The organism is Microbulbifer sp. ABM4_008, assembly GCF_056311705.1.
In genome coordinates this window covers 145748-162435 of record NZ_CM149970.1, presented here as the reverse complement: position 1 = coordinate 162435, position 16688 = coordinate 145748, and the positions used below count along the sequence as shown (strand labels likewise).

Genomic DNA, 16688 nt, shown 5'->3' with positions numbered 1-16688 from the left:
GGGCAGACTATGAAATCCATTCGCCTGGAAAAAGACGATCACAATATTGTCCACCTGATCATGGACAACCCCAATGCCTCAGCCAATGTGATGGACCGGGATTTTACCGAGTCACTGAGCGCAGCGGTTGAACAACTCAAGCAGCAAGAATTTTCTGGAATTATTGTTCGCTCCACAAAAAATACCTTTTTTGCCGGCGGCGACCTCAAATCTTTATTTGCGGCAAAAATTGAAGAAGCTAAACCTTTCTTCGAATCTTGCGAATCAATGAAAGCCAACCTGCGCTGGTTGGAAACCCAGGGTAAACCCGTCGTTGCTGCGATTAATGGCACAGCTTTGGGCGGTGGCTGGGAAATTGCCCTCAGCTGCCATCAGCGTATTGTTATCGATAGCACCGCAATAAAACTGGGATTGCCTGAAGTCACATTAGGCTTACTACCTGGTGGTGGCGGCTGTGTACGTATGCCCCGCCTTTTAGGCATCCAGGAGTCTCTACCCTACTTACTGGAAGGAAAACAGGTGAGGCCGCAACAGGCTCTCAAAGCCGGTCTGGTACATCAGCTCGTTACCAGTGAAAATGAATTACTAGAGAAGGCTGTCACTTATATTCGAGAGAATAGTGAGCAACCTGTTGCTCAGCCTTGGGATCAACCGGATTACCGGATGCCGGGAGGGGACGCAAAGAACCCTAAAAATGCGCAGTTACTGATGATCGCCCCAGCAATGCTGGAGAAAAAAACCAAGGGATGTCTGCCGGCGCCAGAGTCGATAATGGCAACCGTTGTCGAAGGGTCAAGGGTCGACTTCGAAACTGCTACGCGAATTGAATCCCGACATTTTGTAGGCCTCGCTTGCGGGCAGGTTGCCAAAAACATGATCGGTACTTTCTGGTTTGCACTCAATGAGGTCAAAGCCGGAGCATCACTGCCCGCCGCCGCCCGCGATCATAAAACGTCGCCCATGCAAAAAATTGGCATACTCGGCGCCGGCATGATGGGCTCAGCCATTGCCTACGCCTGTGCCAGTAAAGGTGTTGATGTCGTATTAAAAGATGTATCCATGGAAGGTGCCTTAGCCGGCAAACAATATGCAGAGAAATCCCTGCAAAAACGCTTACAGCGGGGTCGCATTACCGAGGACAAGGTCAATCAGATCCTCTCCCGTATCACGCCCACAGACAGCAATACCGACCTGGCTGATTGTGAGTTGGTGATAGAAGCAGTTTTCGAAGACCGGGAACTCAAGCGTAAAGTTACCCAGGAAGCCGAAGCACAGCTGCCGAAAAATGCAGTATTTGCCTCCAACACTTCGACACTGCCGATCACTGGGCTCGCTCAAGCTTCCGACCGTCCCCAGCAATTTATCGGTCTACATTTCTTCTCCCCTGCCGACAAGATGCCACTGGTGGAAATTATCTGTGGGGAGCAAACCAGTGATGAGACTCTCGCCCAAGCCTTCGCCTTTGTATTGCAGATTGGCAAGACTCCTATCGTTGTTAACGACAGCCGTGGCTTCTTCACCTCAAGGGTATTCGGCTGCTTTACCAATGAAGGTATCGGCATGCTCAGCGAAGGGGTTAATCCCGCCACCATTGAAAATGCCGCAGCCCTAGCTGGCTTCCCAGTCGGCCCTCTAGCTGTTAGTGACGAGGTCTCCCTAACGCTGATGAGCCGGATACGCCAGCAGACCATCAATGACCTGCAAAAAGAGGGTAAACCCGCCCCCACGCATCCCGCCGACGGAGTGATCGACCGAATGCTTGAAGTTGGTCGCGCTGGTAAGGCCGCAGGTGGCGGCTTCTATACTTACCCTGAGGGCGGGAAAAAGCACTTATGGAGTGGCCTTGAGAAGGAGTTCCCCGCCAAAGAGGCACTGCCGATAGAAGATGTGAAGGAACGGCTGCTGTTTATTATGGCTCTGGAGACACTTCGCTGTTATCAAGAGGATGTGCTACGCAGCGTACGCGATGCCAATATTGGCTCTATCTTCGGTATCGGCTTCCCACCCTGGACCGGTGGTGCATTGCAATACATCAGCCAGTTTGGCCTGAAAGCGTTTACCCAACGCGCCCAGCAACTGGCTGATGCCTATGGAGATCGATTTGCCCCGCCAGCAATTTTGCTGGATCTGGCAGAGTCAGGAAAAGCTCTGGCGGACAACCCTTAACCCAGGGGTTTGAGCGATGTAAACAGGCTTTTAAAGTCTTGCTGTTTACATCGCCAATCAAAACACTGGTTCAATTTTTCAGTAATAAAATGCGGTGGTGTAAGGATGGTACCAAGAACTGTTTACAACGAAGATCACGAACAGTTTCGAGAAACTTTACGTAAATTTTTAGAAAATGAAGCTGTACCCTACCACCATCAGTGGGAAAAAGATGGTCAGATAGATCGTAAACTGTGGAATAAAGCTGGAGAAATGGGCTTTCTGTGTCCGCAAGTTGACGAAAAGTATGGTGGCTTGGGGCTGGACTATGGCTACAACTCCATTATTGATGAGGAGGTGGCCCGAGCGGGACTTTCCGGTATTGGCTGGGGCCTGCACTCCAATATCGCCGTGCCCTACATTATTAATTACGGTACAGAAGAACAGAAGAAAAAATACCTACCTAAATGCATTAGCGGGGAAATGATTACCGCGATTGCTATGTCGGAACCCGGTGCCGGGTCGGATCTCCAGGGGGTGAGAACTACAGCCGTACGCAAGGGAGATCATTACCTGTTAAATGGTTCCAAGATTTTTATTACCAATGGGCAACAAGCAGATCTGGTTATCGTAGTAGCCAAAACTGACCCTCACGAAGGGGCCTCTGGAGTCAGTTTATTCCTTGTAGAGGCAGCTAGCCCAGGATTCAAGAAAGGTAGTAATCTGGAAAAAATAGGCATGAAGGCACAGGATACTTCAGAGCTATTTTTTGATGATGTCAGAGTTCCTGTGGATAACCTTCTCGGAGGAGAGGGGCAAGGATTTATTTATTTAATGCAGGAATTGCCCCAGGAACGATTGAGTGTAGCAATTTATGCAATAGCTAATGCAGAAGCAGCCCTGCAATGGACTATTGATTATGTGCGGGACCGCAAGGCTTTCGGTAAACCTATTGCTGCCTTTCAAAATACGCAATTCAAACTGGCTGAACTGGACAGTGAGTTAACCGCTCTTCGGGTATTTATCGATCGCTGCTTGGAGCTTCACTATAAAAAGAAACTCGACGTTGCAACTGCAGCGAAAGCCAAGTTATTGAGTACAGATTTCCAATGCAAACTTTTGGATGAATGTGTTCAGTTACATGGCGGCTATGGCTATATGTGGGAATACCCCATCGCCCGGTCTTGGGCCGATGCTCGTGTAGCACGTATTTATGCCGGAACCAATGAAATTATGAAATTAATTATTTCCCGGGACCTCCTGCGCGATGACTAAATTAAAGTGCTAGATTGAAATTCCTGTTCTCAATTAAAATAATGAAATAAAAAGTGAAACAGCAAACGAAGAATCATTGCGCCCCTCTTGAGGGGCTTAAAGTACTCGACTTTTCTACCCTACTTCCCGGTCCCTATGCCACTATGCTATTGGCGGACTTGGGCGCCGAAGTACTAAGAATCGAGTCTCCCACACGCCCAGATTTACTACGGGGCTTTCCGCCTTTAGTCGATGACACGGCTTCCCTATCCGCCGCCCACGCAACCATTAACCGCAACAAACGCTCCCTGGCGATCGATCTTAAAAATCCAAAGGCGCAAGTGGTGATTCACCGATTGCTTCAGCAATACGATATTGTGATCGAGCAATTCCGCCCGGGAGTGATGGATAGGCTGGGCCTTGGCCACCAAAGCTTAAGCCAACAGCGCGCAGACATTATTTACTGTTCGATTACCGGATATGGACAGACTGGACCATTAAAGCAACGTGCCGGGCACGATATCAATTATCTCGCACTATCTGGCCTGGCCAGCTATTCCGGCAACCGTGACCATGGCCCCTGCCTGAGCGGCACACAGATAGCAGACATCGCCGGCGGTTCACACCATGCGGTTATGTCGATACTGGCTGCGGTATATCATCGTCAGAGAACCGGTGAAGGCAGTTATATCGATATCAGTATGACGGACTGTAGTTTCGCGTTAAACGCAATTAGTGGGGCCAATGCACTGGCTTTAAATACCGATCCCAAGCTGGAATCCGAGCTGCTAAACGGTGGAAGTTATTATGATTATTATCGCACGGCAGATAACCGCTATCTTTCTGTGGGAAGTTTAGAGCCACAATTTGCTGAGCAATTTTTAACAAAAATAGGCCGAAAGGAGTGGCTGACTCGCATTGTCCAAGACGGACAACAAGAAACACTTAAGAAAGATATTGCAGAAATTATTGCCACAAAAAGCCAGAAAGAATGGATTGATATATTTCAGGATATTGATGCGTGTATTGAACCCGTACTTAATTTTAAAGAAGCTGCTGATAGCGATCTTATCCAATCCAGAGAGATGATCTGTTCTGTGAATGGAGATATTAAACAGATCAACACACCCTTTAGATTTAACGGCCAAAAGCCCCACTTATTTAACCGAGGGGCAGCTCTGGGAGAGCACAATCACGCTGTGCTGGGTGAGCTCGGCTTTAGCGCTGAAGAAATTGAAGAGCTTTGCGAGGTTCAGGGTGTCACTCATTAATCACCTTGAACAGGGTTGCTAGAGCAGTGATAGCTGCCTCTAGCTGCCACCCCCGCCACAGCCCCCACCACAACTGCTTCCAAAATCTGAAGAGGAGCCACCACCCCAAATTCCAGAGAAGGCACTGCCGGAAGTTCCGCCTTGACAGCTCGCGGCACAACCAATATGACTGGCACAGTGATCCGCAGCGGGACTATTTCTCGATCGACAGTTTAGCGAATAATGAAATCCATCTTTAATCCCCAACTTTTTATCAATTGAGAAAACCAGAGGTAACGACTTTGGCTTGGATGGACTTATACCACTTCGAGCACAAGCAATTCGCCACACCCTCTTAATCCCCTCACTAGCTGTATCCTTATCTGGCAAAACTTCATTGGGTGTGTGGTGCAGAAAATGTCCAAAAGCTTTATTACAAAAATTGCGATACATCTGTGTGCTTAATATAAATTCATGCCAAGCGACATCAAGCACTTGAGATGGCATAGCGACCATTTGTCTACCAGCCGTTTGACAGATAATAAAATATTCCCTTAACCCATCGAGTACCATGCCCAGCTGCTTGTCGCTGAGATGAGGGTAATTTTTCTTCACTCTTTGTTTGAGAGACGGATGGAATTGATAGTCTCTTAAAAATCGTTCCCGCTGTGATTTTCGGTAAAAGAAAAAAAGCATAGTACTTACGATCAATAGACAAATTGCTATAAAACCTTCAAATACCATAGTAACCCCCGCTTTTAAACACTTATTACTCTAAATCAAGTCGTAAAAATGCATCATCTCAATGTAATATCAGTAATACTCTTATACCTCTCTATTTTAAGAGTTGAGAGTACCAAGTGAGTGCTTATAGGTTGGGACTTGAAGTATTTTTGAATCTTTATTAAGCTAACACTTAACAACTTTTCTTTTTGGAGCTATCTACGCCAATGAATTAAGCCTTGCACACACTGGAGATAAACCGGTTTCTTAAGAGGCCATCAATTCCCGTGCAAGTGGCGTACTCCATTCTCTACAACTTTCTCTCAAGATCATGGTATTGCGCCACCCATTCCGACTACCGGAGGGTGACATGCAGAGCATTTGTTCTATAAAAAATCTTTACTTAAACGTCCCTGAGAAATCTCTATTTAAGGGGATCCATCTTGACTTCCCTCCGGGATTTACTGGCTTAGTGGGAAATAATGGCAGTGGAAAGTCGACTTTTTTAGAGGCTTTGATTGGGAAACTAAAGCCTGAACAGGGAAGTATTACTTGGTATACGGACTACCTTAAAGTGGATCAAGTGAGCAGCAATTCCAACAAGCGAATTGTAGATTTATTCGACCCTACGGGCCTCTATGACTGTTTTTCACGTATTGAGTCTGGCAATCAGAGTGAGGAAGATCTGATACGTGTCTCAGATTCATGGGAGCTACCTACAATTTGGCAACAGCATTTATACAGCGCCGGAATAAACCTCACGTTAGACACTCCTATCGGCAATCTTAGCGGTGGTGAAAGAGTCCGACTGGCTTTAATCAATGCCTTCTCTCATAAAAAACACTACCTGCTACTGGATGAGCCTAGTAATCACCTAGATTCAGACGGTAGAAAATGGTTACAGCAGAAAATTAGAAACCATTCTGCCGGAATCCTAATGGTCAGTCATGACCGAAGCTTACTCCAACAAGCTGACACGATAGTGGAACTAGATTCAGGAAAACTACGCACATATGGTGGTAACTATTCACACTACAAGAAAGAAAAAGAGATACAGAGACAGTCTGTAGAAAAGAAAATTGAAAGCACCAAAAAGAATATAGAAAGCCTAAACAAACTTAAGAAAAGTTCTGCTGAAAAAACTACAACCAGAAAAAACCAGGGTAAGAAATTAAAAGGTTCCCAATGTAAATCGCTACTAGATGCGAAAAAAGATCGTGCAGGGCAAAGTTTAGGCAAGCTGACTAGAAACCTGGATCGTCAGCACCATAAGTTAAAGCTAGATTTAGAAAGTTGCCAAAAGGACTATAAGAGTCATAAGCTCCCAAATATGCAACTTAGCAAAACAGGGCTAACGGGTGGTATTCGTCTGCATGTTGAGGATCTCAAACTGCCCTACGGTATTCAGAGTGATCCCATATCACTTACCATGCACAGTGGCGATCGCTGGCATATTTGTGGCGCCAATGGTAGCGGAAAGACAACGCTACTAAAGATCATTGCTGGTCGAGTTAAACCTCGCAGCGGTTTGTGTAAAACTTTTGGCAGCTGTTTTTATCTGGATCAGAACCTGAGTCAACTAAATGGAAATCTATCTGCCTTGGAAACTTTATCCCGCCTGCACCCTGATAAAGATACCAACTTCTGGCGCACTGCCCTAGCCACAATGAATATTCGAGGTGATTCTGCACTTCGCTCTACCAATACGTTAAGTGGAGGGGAGCGACTAAAGGTTGCTTTACTTGCCGCTACTCGTGGCACTGAGGCACCAGACCTGCTACTACTGGACGAACCGGACAATCACTTGGATCTGGAGTCGCGTATAGCGCTAGAAACTGCGCTGGTAGAATACCCTGGAACATTTTTATTGATCTCCCATGACTCTACTTTTATAGAAAATGTGGGAGTGAATAGAAGGGTCTATCTATAGGCATATTAAGATCTAAATAAAGGAAGTGAGATGTGAAAACGCTGCGCGTGCTATTAGGAGATCAATTGAACCAAAAACACTCCTGGTTTAGAGGTAACCAGGAGGATAAGATCTACTTTATGGCTGAAATGCGCCAAGAGACCGATTACGTTGTTCACCACATCCAAAAAATCGTTGCCTTTTTTGAAGCTATGCAGATTTTCTCAGAGTGGCTTAAAAATAGGGGCTGCAATGTCATCTACTATCGAATAGACGATAAAAACAACAAACAAAACCTTACAAAAAATATCGAAGATATTATTAGAAAGCACAAAATTGAAAAATTTGAGTACCAACTTCCCGATGAGTACCGACTAGATCAGCAGCTGCTACAACTAGAAAAGAGATTATCAATAGAATTTCAAGCCTACGACACTGAGCATTTTTTAACCACCCGAAAAGAGCTGGCAAACTTCTTCCAGGGGAAAAAATCTCTACTTATGGAAAGCTTCTACCATTATATGCGGAAGAAGCATGACATTCTGATGAACAATGGAAAACCTGAAGGGGGAAAGTGGAATTTCGACCAAAGCAATAGAAAAAAATGGAATGGAAAGCTGGGCAAACCCAAGCAGGGAAAAATAACAAGTAATGTCACTTCAACTTTATCCCGTATAAAAAAGTCTGGAGTTAAGAGTATTGGAGAGATTGATCCAGAGGATTTTATATGGCCAACCAGCAGGGAGGAATCTATAAAACTACTTCGTCATTTTTGTAAACATCTACTTGCTCATTTTGGCGATTTTCAGGACGCAATGGATCCAGATGAAGCCTTTCTTTATCACAGCCGAATTAGCTTCTCCCTAAATAGTAAACTCATATCTCCAAAAGAGGCTATCGATACAGCGATAAAATCTTGGGAAGATGGAAAAATTTCAATAGGACTTAACCAGATTGAAGGTTTTGTACGCCAAATATTGGGCTGGCGAGAATATATGCGCGGTGTCTACTGGATGTCTATGCCCAGTTATGAGCATCAGAATAAGTTGAAGAATAAAAATAATTTACCAGATTTTTTCTGGGATGCCAAAACATCCATGAACTGCCTTCACAACACCATCAGAAATAGCTTGGAAAATGCCTATGCTCACCATATCCAAAGGCTTATGATTACCGGTAATTTTGCGCTATTAACACAAACTGACCCTGACCAGGTGGAAAGTTGGTATCTCGGTATTTACATAGATGCTATTCAGTGGGTTGAGATGCCTAACACCCGGGGAATGAGCCAGTTCGCCGATGGTGGGCTGGTTGCAACAAAGCCCTATATTAGTAGTGGCTCCTATATCAACAAAATGAGTAACTATTGCAGCGACTGTATTTATGACGTCAAACAACGAACTGGAGAAAAGGCCTGCCCATTTAACAGCCTCTACTGGAATTTCTTAATTGAAAAAAGAAAAATACTAGAGGGCAATCATAGAATGACAATGATGTTCAGCCTTTTGGATAAGCTTGAGAAGAGTGAAGTGACAGCAATAAAAAAAAGGGCAAAGCAATTTATGACAAAGAAATCGTAATCTCTATATAGATCATAAAATCCTTTATCGAAGGCTTCCTTAATCATTACTAAACTAAGCCAATACTCGCCTCAATAGACTCTGGTCATGAAGACTGCAATCATTACCCTCGATTTTATCAACGATATTTGTCATCCAAAGGGAAAAATATCAGCGGCGGCCCCAAGAGTCTATAAGAATAGAGTTATTGAGAACACCAATAAACTCCTTACGTGGGGAAGAGCACGACGTCATCTTATTTGCCATATCAGGGTCGCTTTTTCCACCGACTACAGGGAAGCTTCCTCTAACTCTCCTCTCTTCAGCTATATCAAAGATATAGGCGCCCTCCGTCAGAAAAGCTGGGGCACTGCTTTTGTTGATGAACTCAATATTACTGATAGCGATATATCTATTTATAAGAGGCGTGTCAGTGGCTTCTATGGGACCGAACTCCCAGTACTTATTACTAGCCACAATATAGAAAGGATTGTTCTCTGTGGGGTATCAACACAAAATACAGTCGAACTGACAGCCAGGGAAGCTCACGATAGAGACTTTTCAGTATTCATTGCCTCAGATGCCTGTGAATCTGCCACGGAAAACAATAAACAGAATAGCCTGGACTTCCTCACAAAGATAGCCAGTGTAAAAACTGTCGATGAGATTATTGCTAGTGAGGGCGCTAGTAAATCATGAATACCCGCATTTCCAATAGAGAATTTGCCCTAAGTGTCATTACCGCAATTCTGGCGGCCAGCTGTATGTCGCTAACCGGACTATTTGGTAAAGAACTAACTACTTTTAGCTCCTTATCCCTGGTGGTCTTTATTCGTTTCTTTGCCCCATTTTTACTCCTAACCTGGATTTGCCTCGTTGTTTTCGATGAAAACCCTGTGACTCATCGAATAGATAGGATTGATGGTGCAAGGGCGTTATTCACTTGTCTCGCTCAGTATTGCCTGTTTTATTATTTGTCCAAAGGCTCTCTACTTGTCGCCGCCCTTCTATTTTCAACGTCAGGTTTATTTCTCCCTTTTATTACCCGGTTTGCCAAAAAGGATCCGATAAAAAAGAAGACACTAGCGGCCTGTTTAATCAGCTTTATCGGCGTTGCTTTTATATTGAAGCCAACTGCTGGCTTTGATAGCTATATGATAGTGGGCCTGCTATCGGGCTTCTTTGGAGCTTGTTCACAGTTTGTAATGCACCACTCTTCAAAGAAGCAAAATACGATATCTTCAACCACCAAGATGTTCGGCCTATCCAGCCTCTATATGCTTGCTATTTTATTGATTGAAGGAAATCTTGGGGAGCTTACAAAAGTCGCGGTATCTCTATCGGACTCGGTAAGTTTTGTGATTGTGATTATTGCTTTTAGCCTGTCGACAATCAGCAATCAATCCTTACGCACTAAAGCCTATCGTCGGGTAAACAGACCTGCCAGCTTATCTCCCTATTTATATACAAGCCTGATTTTCTCCGGCATATTGGATTGGTTGGTCTATAACACACTCCCAACCTGGAATACTTATGCCGGCAGCTTACTGATAGTAATAGGAGGTATTATTCAGGCAATCAGAACTCAACCCCAGATTAAGGCATCGCATTCTTAGCAAGGATAAGGGAGGGCTAGGAATAGCCGGAGAAACCCAGCCCTACAGATTCAACTATCTGCAGGGCCCAGACGATTACTTGAACATCAGTTCAGGATTAACCATCGTTTTCATTTCCAGAACGTTGCCATTTGGATCTTCGATAAAAAAGGTTTCCTGTTCGTATTCATTGCCGACAAAGCGACGGTAAGGCTTGTCCAGGTATTCCAGCCCGGCAGCTTCGATACGGCCTTTTAGTGCCTGAAACTCATCTTCCGGCAGGTGAATGCCAAAATGAGGAACAGCCACTTCTCCCATATCCACCTTGTGGCGAACATTGGGGAGCTTCTCCTCACTCTGGTGCAGGGTGAGTTCGTTACCCCAAAAGTCGATATCTACCCAGCGACCTTCTTCACTGTTGCCGGTCTTGCAGCCTAAGACATCGCAATAGAATTTCTTGGCGGTTTCCAGGTCCCCTGCCGGAATCGCAAGGTGCAAACAATTCGATTTCATATAGCCTCCAGCCTTTGCTAGCTCCTCATAGAGATCAAAAATTGATTGACTGACATCTGCTAGTCATTAGCCCTTCAACCCTCCCCCCTAACAGCATTAACATTTACTTTGCCGTCGGAGCCACCCAAAGGATACAAATAAGATCAAGTGATCCCGTTAATTATTTAAATAAAAGTGGCCGCTTTACGCGCTGGCAACTTATACCGGGAATATTCCTAATATTAGGGCCCATAGCTTTAGCTAAAGAGCCCGAACTCAGGGAGTATACAGATGCATATCATCGCACCCCACCCCGAAATGGAATATCCTCCTAGCCTAGGAGTACACTTTAACATATATATTTCAATCTCTAATATCGAACCCGCGGAGAAACTTCTTAGTTATTGAACGTACTCCTCGACACTTCAGCGCCAAATCCTTATAGTGCGGCCCCCACATCACGCCTCCTATTTTGGCGAAACTGGCTTACCAGAGCCCATTTGTAATCCTCAGGAATACGCTCTTGATCTCCACCGCGAATATCACCATGCAGTTTGGTGCCCAACCACTGTTTGAAAACATTTCTGTAAAGTTCGGCAATGGCAACCGATATGGCCTTATCGGGGCCAATGGATGTGGAAAGTCAACCTTTATGAAGATCCTGAGTGGTGCCTTGGCGCCCTCGGCCGGCAACGTATCCATTGAGCCTGGATGCACCTTGGGTACTTTGAGCCAAGACCAGTTTGCATTTGAAGAGTACACCGTCGTCGATGCGGTCATCATGGGAGATGTCCGCCTGTGGGAAATTAAACAGGAACGTGACCGCATATACTCGCTACCGGAAATGAGCGAAGAAGACGGCATGCGCGTAGCCGAGCTTGAAGTCCAATTTGCTGAGCTGGATGGATATAGTGCAGAGAGCCGTGCGGGAGAAATCCTGCTTGAAGCTGGCATCGACGAATCCCTGCATTTTGGCCTGATGAAACAGGTAGCTCCCGGCTGGAAATTGCGTGTATTACTCGCCCAAGCGCTATTTGCCGACCCGGATATTTTATTGTTGGATGAGCCGACCAATAACCTGGACATCCACACCATCAAGTGGTTGGCAGATGTACTGAATCAACGCAAAAGCACAATGGTCATCATTTCCCACGATCGCCACTTCCTTAACTCTGTCTGCACCCATATGGCCGACATAGATTATGGTGAATTACGGGTTTTCCCCGGCAATTATGAGGACTTTGTTGCGGCCTCCACGCTAATACAAGAACAACTTCACGCAGAGAATGCCAAGAAAAGTGCCGAACTGGACGAGCTACAGAGCTTTGTGAACCGCTTTTCTGCCAATGCATCCAAAGCCAAGCAAGCCAGCTCCCGCGCGAAGAAGATGGAAAAAATCAAGCTGGACGAAATCAAACCCTCCAGTCGGGTCAGCCCTTATATTACGTTTAACCAGTGTAAAAAATTGCACCGTCAGGCGCTGACTCTTGAGGGGCTTACCCATGGTTTTGACAGTGAAACGCTATTTCAAGGTGGCGAAATGCTGCTGGAAGCCGGTGCGCGCCTGGCAATTATCGGTGAGAACGGCGTTGGTAAAACAACCTTCCTGCGCTGTCTTGTCAATGAGATCCAAGCAAACAGCGGAGTCGTCAAGTGGTCAGAAAATGCCGCTATCGGCTACTGTCCGCAAGACAGTAGTGCAGATTTTGATGGTGACCTGACAATATTTGAGTGGATGTCCCAATGGCGCACCCCCAAGCACGATGATCTGGCCGTGCGGGGTATTCTGGGCCGACTATTATTTACCGCAGATGATGCCAATAAAAAGGCAAAGGTCTGCTCTGGCGGCGAGAAAAATCGCCTGCTGTTTGGCAAGCTAATGATGATGGACACCAATGTGCTCATCATGGATGAGCCAACCAACCACTTGGACATGGAAGCCATCGAAGCCCTAAACAAGGCACTGGAGAAATATGAGGGCACACTTATTTTTGTGAGTCACGATCGTCAGTTTGTCTCATCCCTGGCAACCCGAGTTATTGAAATCAAAGATCAAGCACTGATTGATTTTCAAGGCACTTACGAGGAATACCTGGCGCACCAGTCAAGTACAGAACAACAGGTAGCCTGATTCCAAACTCGAACCGGAAAAGACATACTGGGGCGATAACAATACTCGCCCCAGGTCTCAAAAGCTGCAAAGTGTAACCAATCACCACCAGATAATACGGGGCTCGGTAGGCATCACCTGCGCCCCCCCTAAAGTCGCCCCCCGCTACTGCAATCCCATCCAGACTCCTTCATGGGCCAATTTCCTACGAACTAGCAAAAAAACCAAACAGCCAAATAATTTTTATACAGGTTAAAAGTCGATTTACTTTTTCCAACCATCACCATCGACCTCAGGCCGATGCCTGCCTATATAAGGAAAGCGCTCAGAAGATACATTTAAACCATCCTTATTCTGCTACCAAGCGGATGACTTCCTGTGTCATCAAAGTTAAACAACATCTATTATCGCGAACCCTAAAAGCACCAAAAGTATTCATGTTGCCTGTGCAAGCACCACTGGGGAGCAGATGCCGACTTTCTGGACTATTTACCTAATTTGCCCCTGCAATGTAGCGATTCCCTACTATCAAACCAATTAAACAATACTTTTTTGCTACACCGACCCATCGCTAACCAATAAATGAGTATCTCGTTTTCCCCAAGCGTGATTTTTTGGTGCAGAGTTACTTAAAAAGCTCGGAAAAAAGCGTAAATGCCGAGAAAAAACACTGGAAAACAGGGGTTAAGTTCTGGTACATTCCGCGACTATTTTTTAACCAACTGCCGATTTTCTCATCGGCCGCCAGTGCGAAATTCGCCTGTCGCTGTAACAGAGGTAATAGAATGAAACCAACCAAGCCCCTGCTACTGCTGGCCTCTAGCCTGTTGTGCGTAGCTGCCCAAGCTGAGATGACCTGGAGTGACAACAGCCTGAGCCTTCTTTACGGCCGCGATTACGAGGTTAACTACAGCCTCAACACGGATGACTCTGAAAGATCCGTAGTAACTTTCGAGCACGCCAGTGGCCACAGCTGGGGTGACCTCTTTATTTTTGCCGACTACCTGGACTCGGAAGATGGCTCCAATGAGCTGTATAGTGAGATCTCTCCCCGCCTGAGCTTAGGCAAGCTCAGCGGCAGTGAGCTGGCTTTCGGACCGGTTACCGATGTGCTTGTCGCCACAACTGTGGAGATAGGCAATATGGATGACCCGGATCACCTGACGGCCACAGGCCCCCACTTCACCAATTTCCTGACAGGTGTGGGCTTTGATCTCGCGGTACCCGGCTTCTCCTTTGTACAGGCGAATGTTTACCATCGCGATAACGATGACAAGGCCAGCAACGAGCAGCTGACCCTGGTTTGGGCCATGCCTTTTACCCTGGGTGATGCCAGCTTTGTCTACGACGGGTTTATCGATTGGACCAGCGCTTCTGAAGATGCCAATCCAAGCACAAACTTTACCTCCCAGCTGAAATGGGATGCCGGCGCCTCTTGGGGTGAACCCAAGACCCTGTACGCGGGTATTGAGTACGTACACTGGAACGACAAGTTCGGAATTGTCGGTGTCGATTTCGACGAACGCAACGTTAACCTGCTAGTAAAGTACCACTTCTGATATGAAACCCACTGATATCCAAACATCGGCGACCCCAGGGTCCGACATCCCGCAGGTGGGAGGCAATGCCTCATTCCTGGAGAAGTTGTTCAAGCTCTCAGAGCGCCAGACGAATGTTCGCCGGGAAGTGATTGCCGGCGTTACCACATTCCTGACGATGGCCTACATCATTTTTGTGAACCCCAATATCCTGGCTGCAGCAGGTATGGATAAGGGCGCTGTGTTTATGGCGACCTGTCTTGCAGCCGCTATTGGCTGCCTGATTATGGGGCTCTACGCCAACTACCCCATCGCATTGGCGCCAGGTATGGGCCTCAATGCCTTCTTCGCCTACGTTGTCGTCGGTGAAATGGGCTACAGCTGGCAAGTAGCCCTGGGTGCGGTGTTTATATCAGGGGTAATCTTCCTGCTGCTCAGTATCTTCAAGCTGCGAGAGTGGATTATCGATAGTATCCCCCTCTCCCTGCGACAATCCCTGGCAGCGGGTATCGGCCTGTTCCTGGCGATCATTGCCCTGAAGAGTGCCGGTATCGTTGTGGCCAGCCCCGCTACTCTGGTAACCCTGGGCGACCTCAAGTCAATTGAGGCGATCCTGGCAGCACTGGGCTTCTTTATTATTGTGGCGCTGTCCTACCGCCGTATGCTGGGCTCAGTGATGATCGGTATCCTTGCGGTAACCGTCATCGCCCTGGCAATTGGTAAGGTAGAGTTCACCGGTCTGGTATCCGCACCTCCCAGCCTGGCACCGACTTACCTGGAGCTGGATATCGCTGGCGCCTTCGAAGTAGGCATGATCAGCGTGATCTTTGCCTTCCTGTTTGTTGACCTGTTCGACACCGCAGGCACCCTGTTAAGCGTTTCTGATCGCGCCAAACTGCTGGATAAAGATGGCAAGTTGCCTGGAATGGGCAAGGCCCTGATGGCCGACAGCTCCGCATCTGTCGTTGGTTCTGTGCTGGGCTCCTCCACTACTACCTGTTATGTAGAGAGTACTGCAGGTATAACCGCCGGTGGTCGCACAGGCCTGACCGCTGTGGTTTGCGCCGGGCTATTCCTGTTGGCGACCTTCTTCTCGCCCCTAATCGGTATGATTCCGGCCTATGCAACCGCAGGTGCTCTGCTGTATGTTGGCGTCCTGATGACTTCCGGTATGTCATCTATTGATTGGGATGACATTACCGAGGCCGCACCGGCAGTAATCGCCGCAGTGATGATGCCTTTGTCGTTCTCGATCGCGCACGGAATCGCCCTGGGCTTTATTTCCTACGCAGTTATTAAAACGCTGAGCGGACGTAGCAAAGACGTCAGCATCAGTGTCTACGTGTTAGCGGCACTCTTTGTTGCCAAGTTTGCCTTTTTCTGAGGGGTACATTGATGAAAAAGCACTTTATTAGCGCACAGCAGCTCCTGATAGACTCTTATGCTCTCGCCGAGCAAATCTATAAGGACGGCTTTCGCCCAAACTATATTGTCGGTGTTTGGCGCGGTGGCGCTCCTGTGGGCATCGCTGTACAAGAGCTGCTGCACGTGATGGGAGTGGATGCAGACCATATCGCTATCCGCACTTCCTCCTATCTCGGTATCGGTGAGCGCGATAAGAAAGTGCGCGTGCATGGCCTGAACTACCTGATCAAGCGCCTGGAGTCCCACGACTCCCTGTTGATCGTGGACGATGTGCACGACTCTGGCCTGAGTATTGAGCAAACTATCGAAGACCTGCGCGCTGCCTGTAAGAAGAACACGCCGGAGATTCGTATCGCGACCCCTTACTACAAGCCGAAGAACAACAAGGCCAAGCGCGAGCCGGATTACTTTATCCACAAGACCGAAGAGTGGTTGGTATTCCCCCACGAGATCGACGGTCTGTCCCGGCAGGAGATTCTGGAGAACAAACCAGAACTCGCCCCCTATGTGGACAGAATCGCCACTGCTGTTTAATCAGCAATATTACCGGGGGCTAATGCCCCCGGTTCTCTTTTCCTCTCATCTCCCTCTCTCCCTCAGGCCATTCCGGCAAACCCTCCCCCGGCACTCAACTCCTGCCATAGGCAATACTTCAATACTCTATTAATAAATCCCACTTATGAAACTA

The 16688-nt window shown here is 47.0% G+C and carries 13 protein-coding genes; 11 read left to right on the top strand and 2 right to left on the bottom strand.

Annotated features, from left to right (window positions below; translation table 11 throughout):
• Window positions 1-9: 9 nt before the first annotated feature.
• From ACYX4J_RS00720 to ACYX4J_RS00710, 3 genes are all read left to right on the top strand, one after another.
• Window positions 10-2166, top strand: a complete 2157-nt coding sequence (locus ACYX4J_RS00720) for a 3-hydroxyacyl-CoA dehydrogenase NAD-binding domain-containing protein (RefSeq protein ID WP_444907012.1) — start codon at window positions 10-12, stop codon at window positions 2164-2166.
• A 105-nt stretch (window positions 2167-2271) separates the two neighbouring features.
• On the top strand, window positions 2272-3420 hold the full coding sequence (locus tag ACYX4J_RS00715) for an acyl-CoA dehydrogenase family protein (RefSeq protein WP_476177659.1): 1149 nt from the start codon (window positions 2272-2274) through the stop codon (window positions 3418-3420).
• A gap of 53 nt (window positions 3421-3473) precedes the next feature.
• A complete protein-coding gene (locus ACYX4J_RS00710) occupies window positions 3474-4670 on the top strand; it encodes a CaiB/BaiF CoA transferase family protein (protein WP_445359107.1) in 1197 nt (398 codons plus the stop codon).
• 39 nt (window positions 4671-4709) lie between these two features.
• Here the strand turns inward: ACYX4J_RS00710 and ACYX4J_RS00705 are convergent, their stop codons facing one another.
• The gene (locus tag ACYX4J_RS00705; protein WP_476177658.1) at window positions 4710-5264 is read right to left on the bottom strand and encodes a glycine-rich domain-containing protein; all 555 of its coding nucleotides are present in this window, start codon (window positions 5262-5264) and stop codon (window positions 4710-4712) included.
• A gap of 478 nt (window positions 5265-5742) precedes the next feature.
• Here ACYX4J_RS00705 and ACYX4J_RS00700 point away from each other — a divergent pair, with 478 nt between their 5' ends.
• The 4 genes from ACYX4J_RS00700 (at window position 5743) to ACYX4J_RS00685 (ending at window position 10456) form a co-directional block, all read left to right on the top strand.
• Window positions 5743-7302 (top strand): ABC-F family ATP-binding cassette domain-containing protein, encoded by a 1560-nt coding sequence (locus ACYX4J_RS00700; RefSeq protein ID WP_476177657.1) that lies wholly within the window; start codon window positions 5743-5745, stop codon window positions 7300-7302.
• 32 nt (window positions 7303-7334) lie between these two features.
• Window positions 7335-8861 carry a cryptochrome/photolyase family protein gene (locus ACYX4J_RS00695; RefSeq protein ID WP_476177656.1) on the top strand — a complete coding sequence of 509 codons (1527 nt, stop codon included), beginning with the start codon at window positions 7335-7337 and terminating at the stop codon, window positions 8859-8861.
• A gap of 87 nt (window positions 8862-8948) precedes the next feature.
• A complete protein-coding gene (locus ACYX4J_RS00690; RefSeq protein WP_476177655.1) occupies window positions 8949-9539 on the top strand; it encodes a cysteine hydrolase family protein in 591 nt (196 codons plus the stop codon).
• Complete coding sequence (locus ACYX4J_RS00685; protein ID WP_476177654.1) at window positions 9536-10456, top strand: DMT family transporter; 921 nt, start codon at window positions 9536-9538, stop codon at window positions 10454-10456. The genes ACYX4J_RS00690 and ACYX4J_RS00685 overlap by 4 nt, the downstream gene beginning before the upstream one ends.
• A 75-nt stretch (window positions 10457-10531) precedes the next feature.
• Here ACYX4J_RS00685 and ACYX4J_RS00680 read toward each other — a convergent pair whose 3' ends face one another.
• Entirely contained in the window at window positions 10532-10948 is a 417-nt protein-coding gene (locus tag ACYX4J_RS00680; protein WP_282930918.1) for a VOC family protein, read from the bottom strand.
• A gap of 502 nt (window positions 10949-11450) precedes the next feature.
• Here ACYX4J_RS00680 and ACYX4J_RS00675 point away from each other — a divergent pair.
• The 4 genes from ACYX4J_RS00675 to ACYX4J_RS00660 all read left to right on the top strand — a co-directional run bounded on the left by ACYX4J_RS00675 (window position 11451) and on the right by ACYX4J_RS00660 (window position 16534).
• Complete coding sequence (locus ACYX4J_RS00675; protein WP_476177653.1) at window positions 11451-13058, top strand: ABC-F family ATPase; 1608 nt, start codon at window positions 11451-11453, stop codon at window positions 13056-13058.
• A 764-nt stretch (window positions 13059-13822) separates the two neighbouring features.
• On the top strand, window positions 13823-14596 hold the full coding sequence (locus tag ACYX4J_RS00670; protein WP_476177652.1) for an outer membrane protein OmpK: 774 nt from the start codon (window positions 13823-13825) through the stop codon (window positions 14594-14596).
• A gap of 1 nt (window position 14597) precedes the next feature.
• Complete coding sequence (locus ACYX4J_RS00665) at window positions 14598-15959, top strand: NCS2 family permease (protein ID WP_413663622.1); 1362 nt, start codon at window positions 14598-14600, stop codon at window positions 15957-15959.
• Window positions 15960-15970: 11 nt separating this feature from the next.
• Complete coding sequence (locus ACYX4J_RS00660) at window positions 15971-16534, top strand: phosphoribosyltransferase (protein WP_413663623.1); 564 nt, start codon at window positions 15971-15973, stop codon at window positions 16532-16534.
• Window positions 16535-16688 lie beyond the last annotated feature (154 nt).

What these genes read in the sequence shown, in the direction of transcription:
- ACYX4J_RS00720 (WP_444907012.1), top strand. Translation starts at nt 10, where the DNA reads ATGAAATCCATTCGCCTGGAAAAAGACGATCACAATATTGTCCACCTG.
- ACYX4J_RS00715 (WP_476177659.1), top strand. Translation starts at nt 2,272, where the DNA reads ATGGTACCAAGAACTGTTTACAACGAAGATCACGAACAGTTTCGAGAA.
- ACYX4J_RS00700 (WP_476177657.1), top strand. Translation starts at nt 5,743, where the DNA reads ATGCAGAGCATTTGTTCTATAAAAAATCTTTACTTAAACGTCCCTGAG.
- ACYX4J_RS00690 (WP_476177655.1), top strand. Translation starts at nt 8,949, where the DNA reads ATGAAGACTGCAATCATTACCCTCGATTTTATCAACGATATTTGTCAT.
- ACYX4J_RS00685 (WP_476177654.1), top strand. Translation starts at nt 9,536, where the DNA reads ATGAATACCCGCATTTCCAATAGAGAATTTGCCCTAAGTGTCATTACC.
- ACYX4J_RS00680 (WP_282930918.1), bottom strand. Translation starts at nt 10,948, where the DNA reads ATGAAATCGAATTGTTTGCACCTTGCGATTCCGGCAGGGGACCTGGAA.
- ACYX4J_RS00670 (WP_476177652.1), top strand. Translation starts at nt 13,823, where the DNA reads ATGAAACCAACCAAGCCCCTGCTACTGCTGGCCTCTAGCCTGTTGTGC.
- ACYX4J_RS00665 (WP_413663622.1), top strand. Translation starts at nt 14,598, where the DNA reads ATGAAACCCACTGATATCCAAACATCGGCGACCCCAGGGTCCGACATC.
- ACYX4J_RS00660 (WP_413663623.1), top strand. Translation starts at nt 15,971, where the DNA reads ATGAAAAAGCACTTTATTAGCGCACAGCAGCTCCTGATAGACTCTTAT.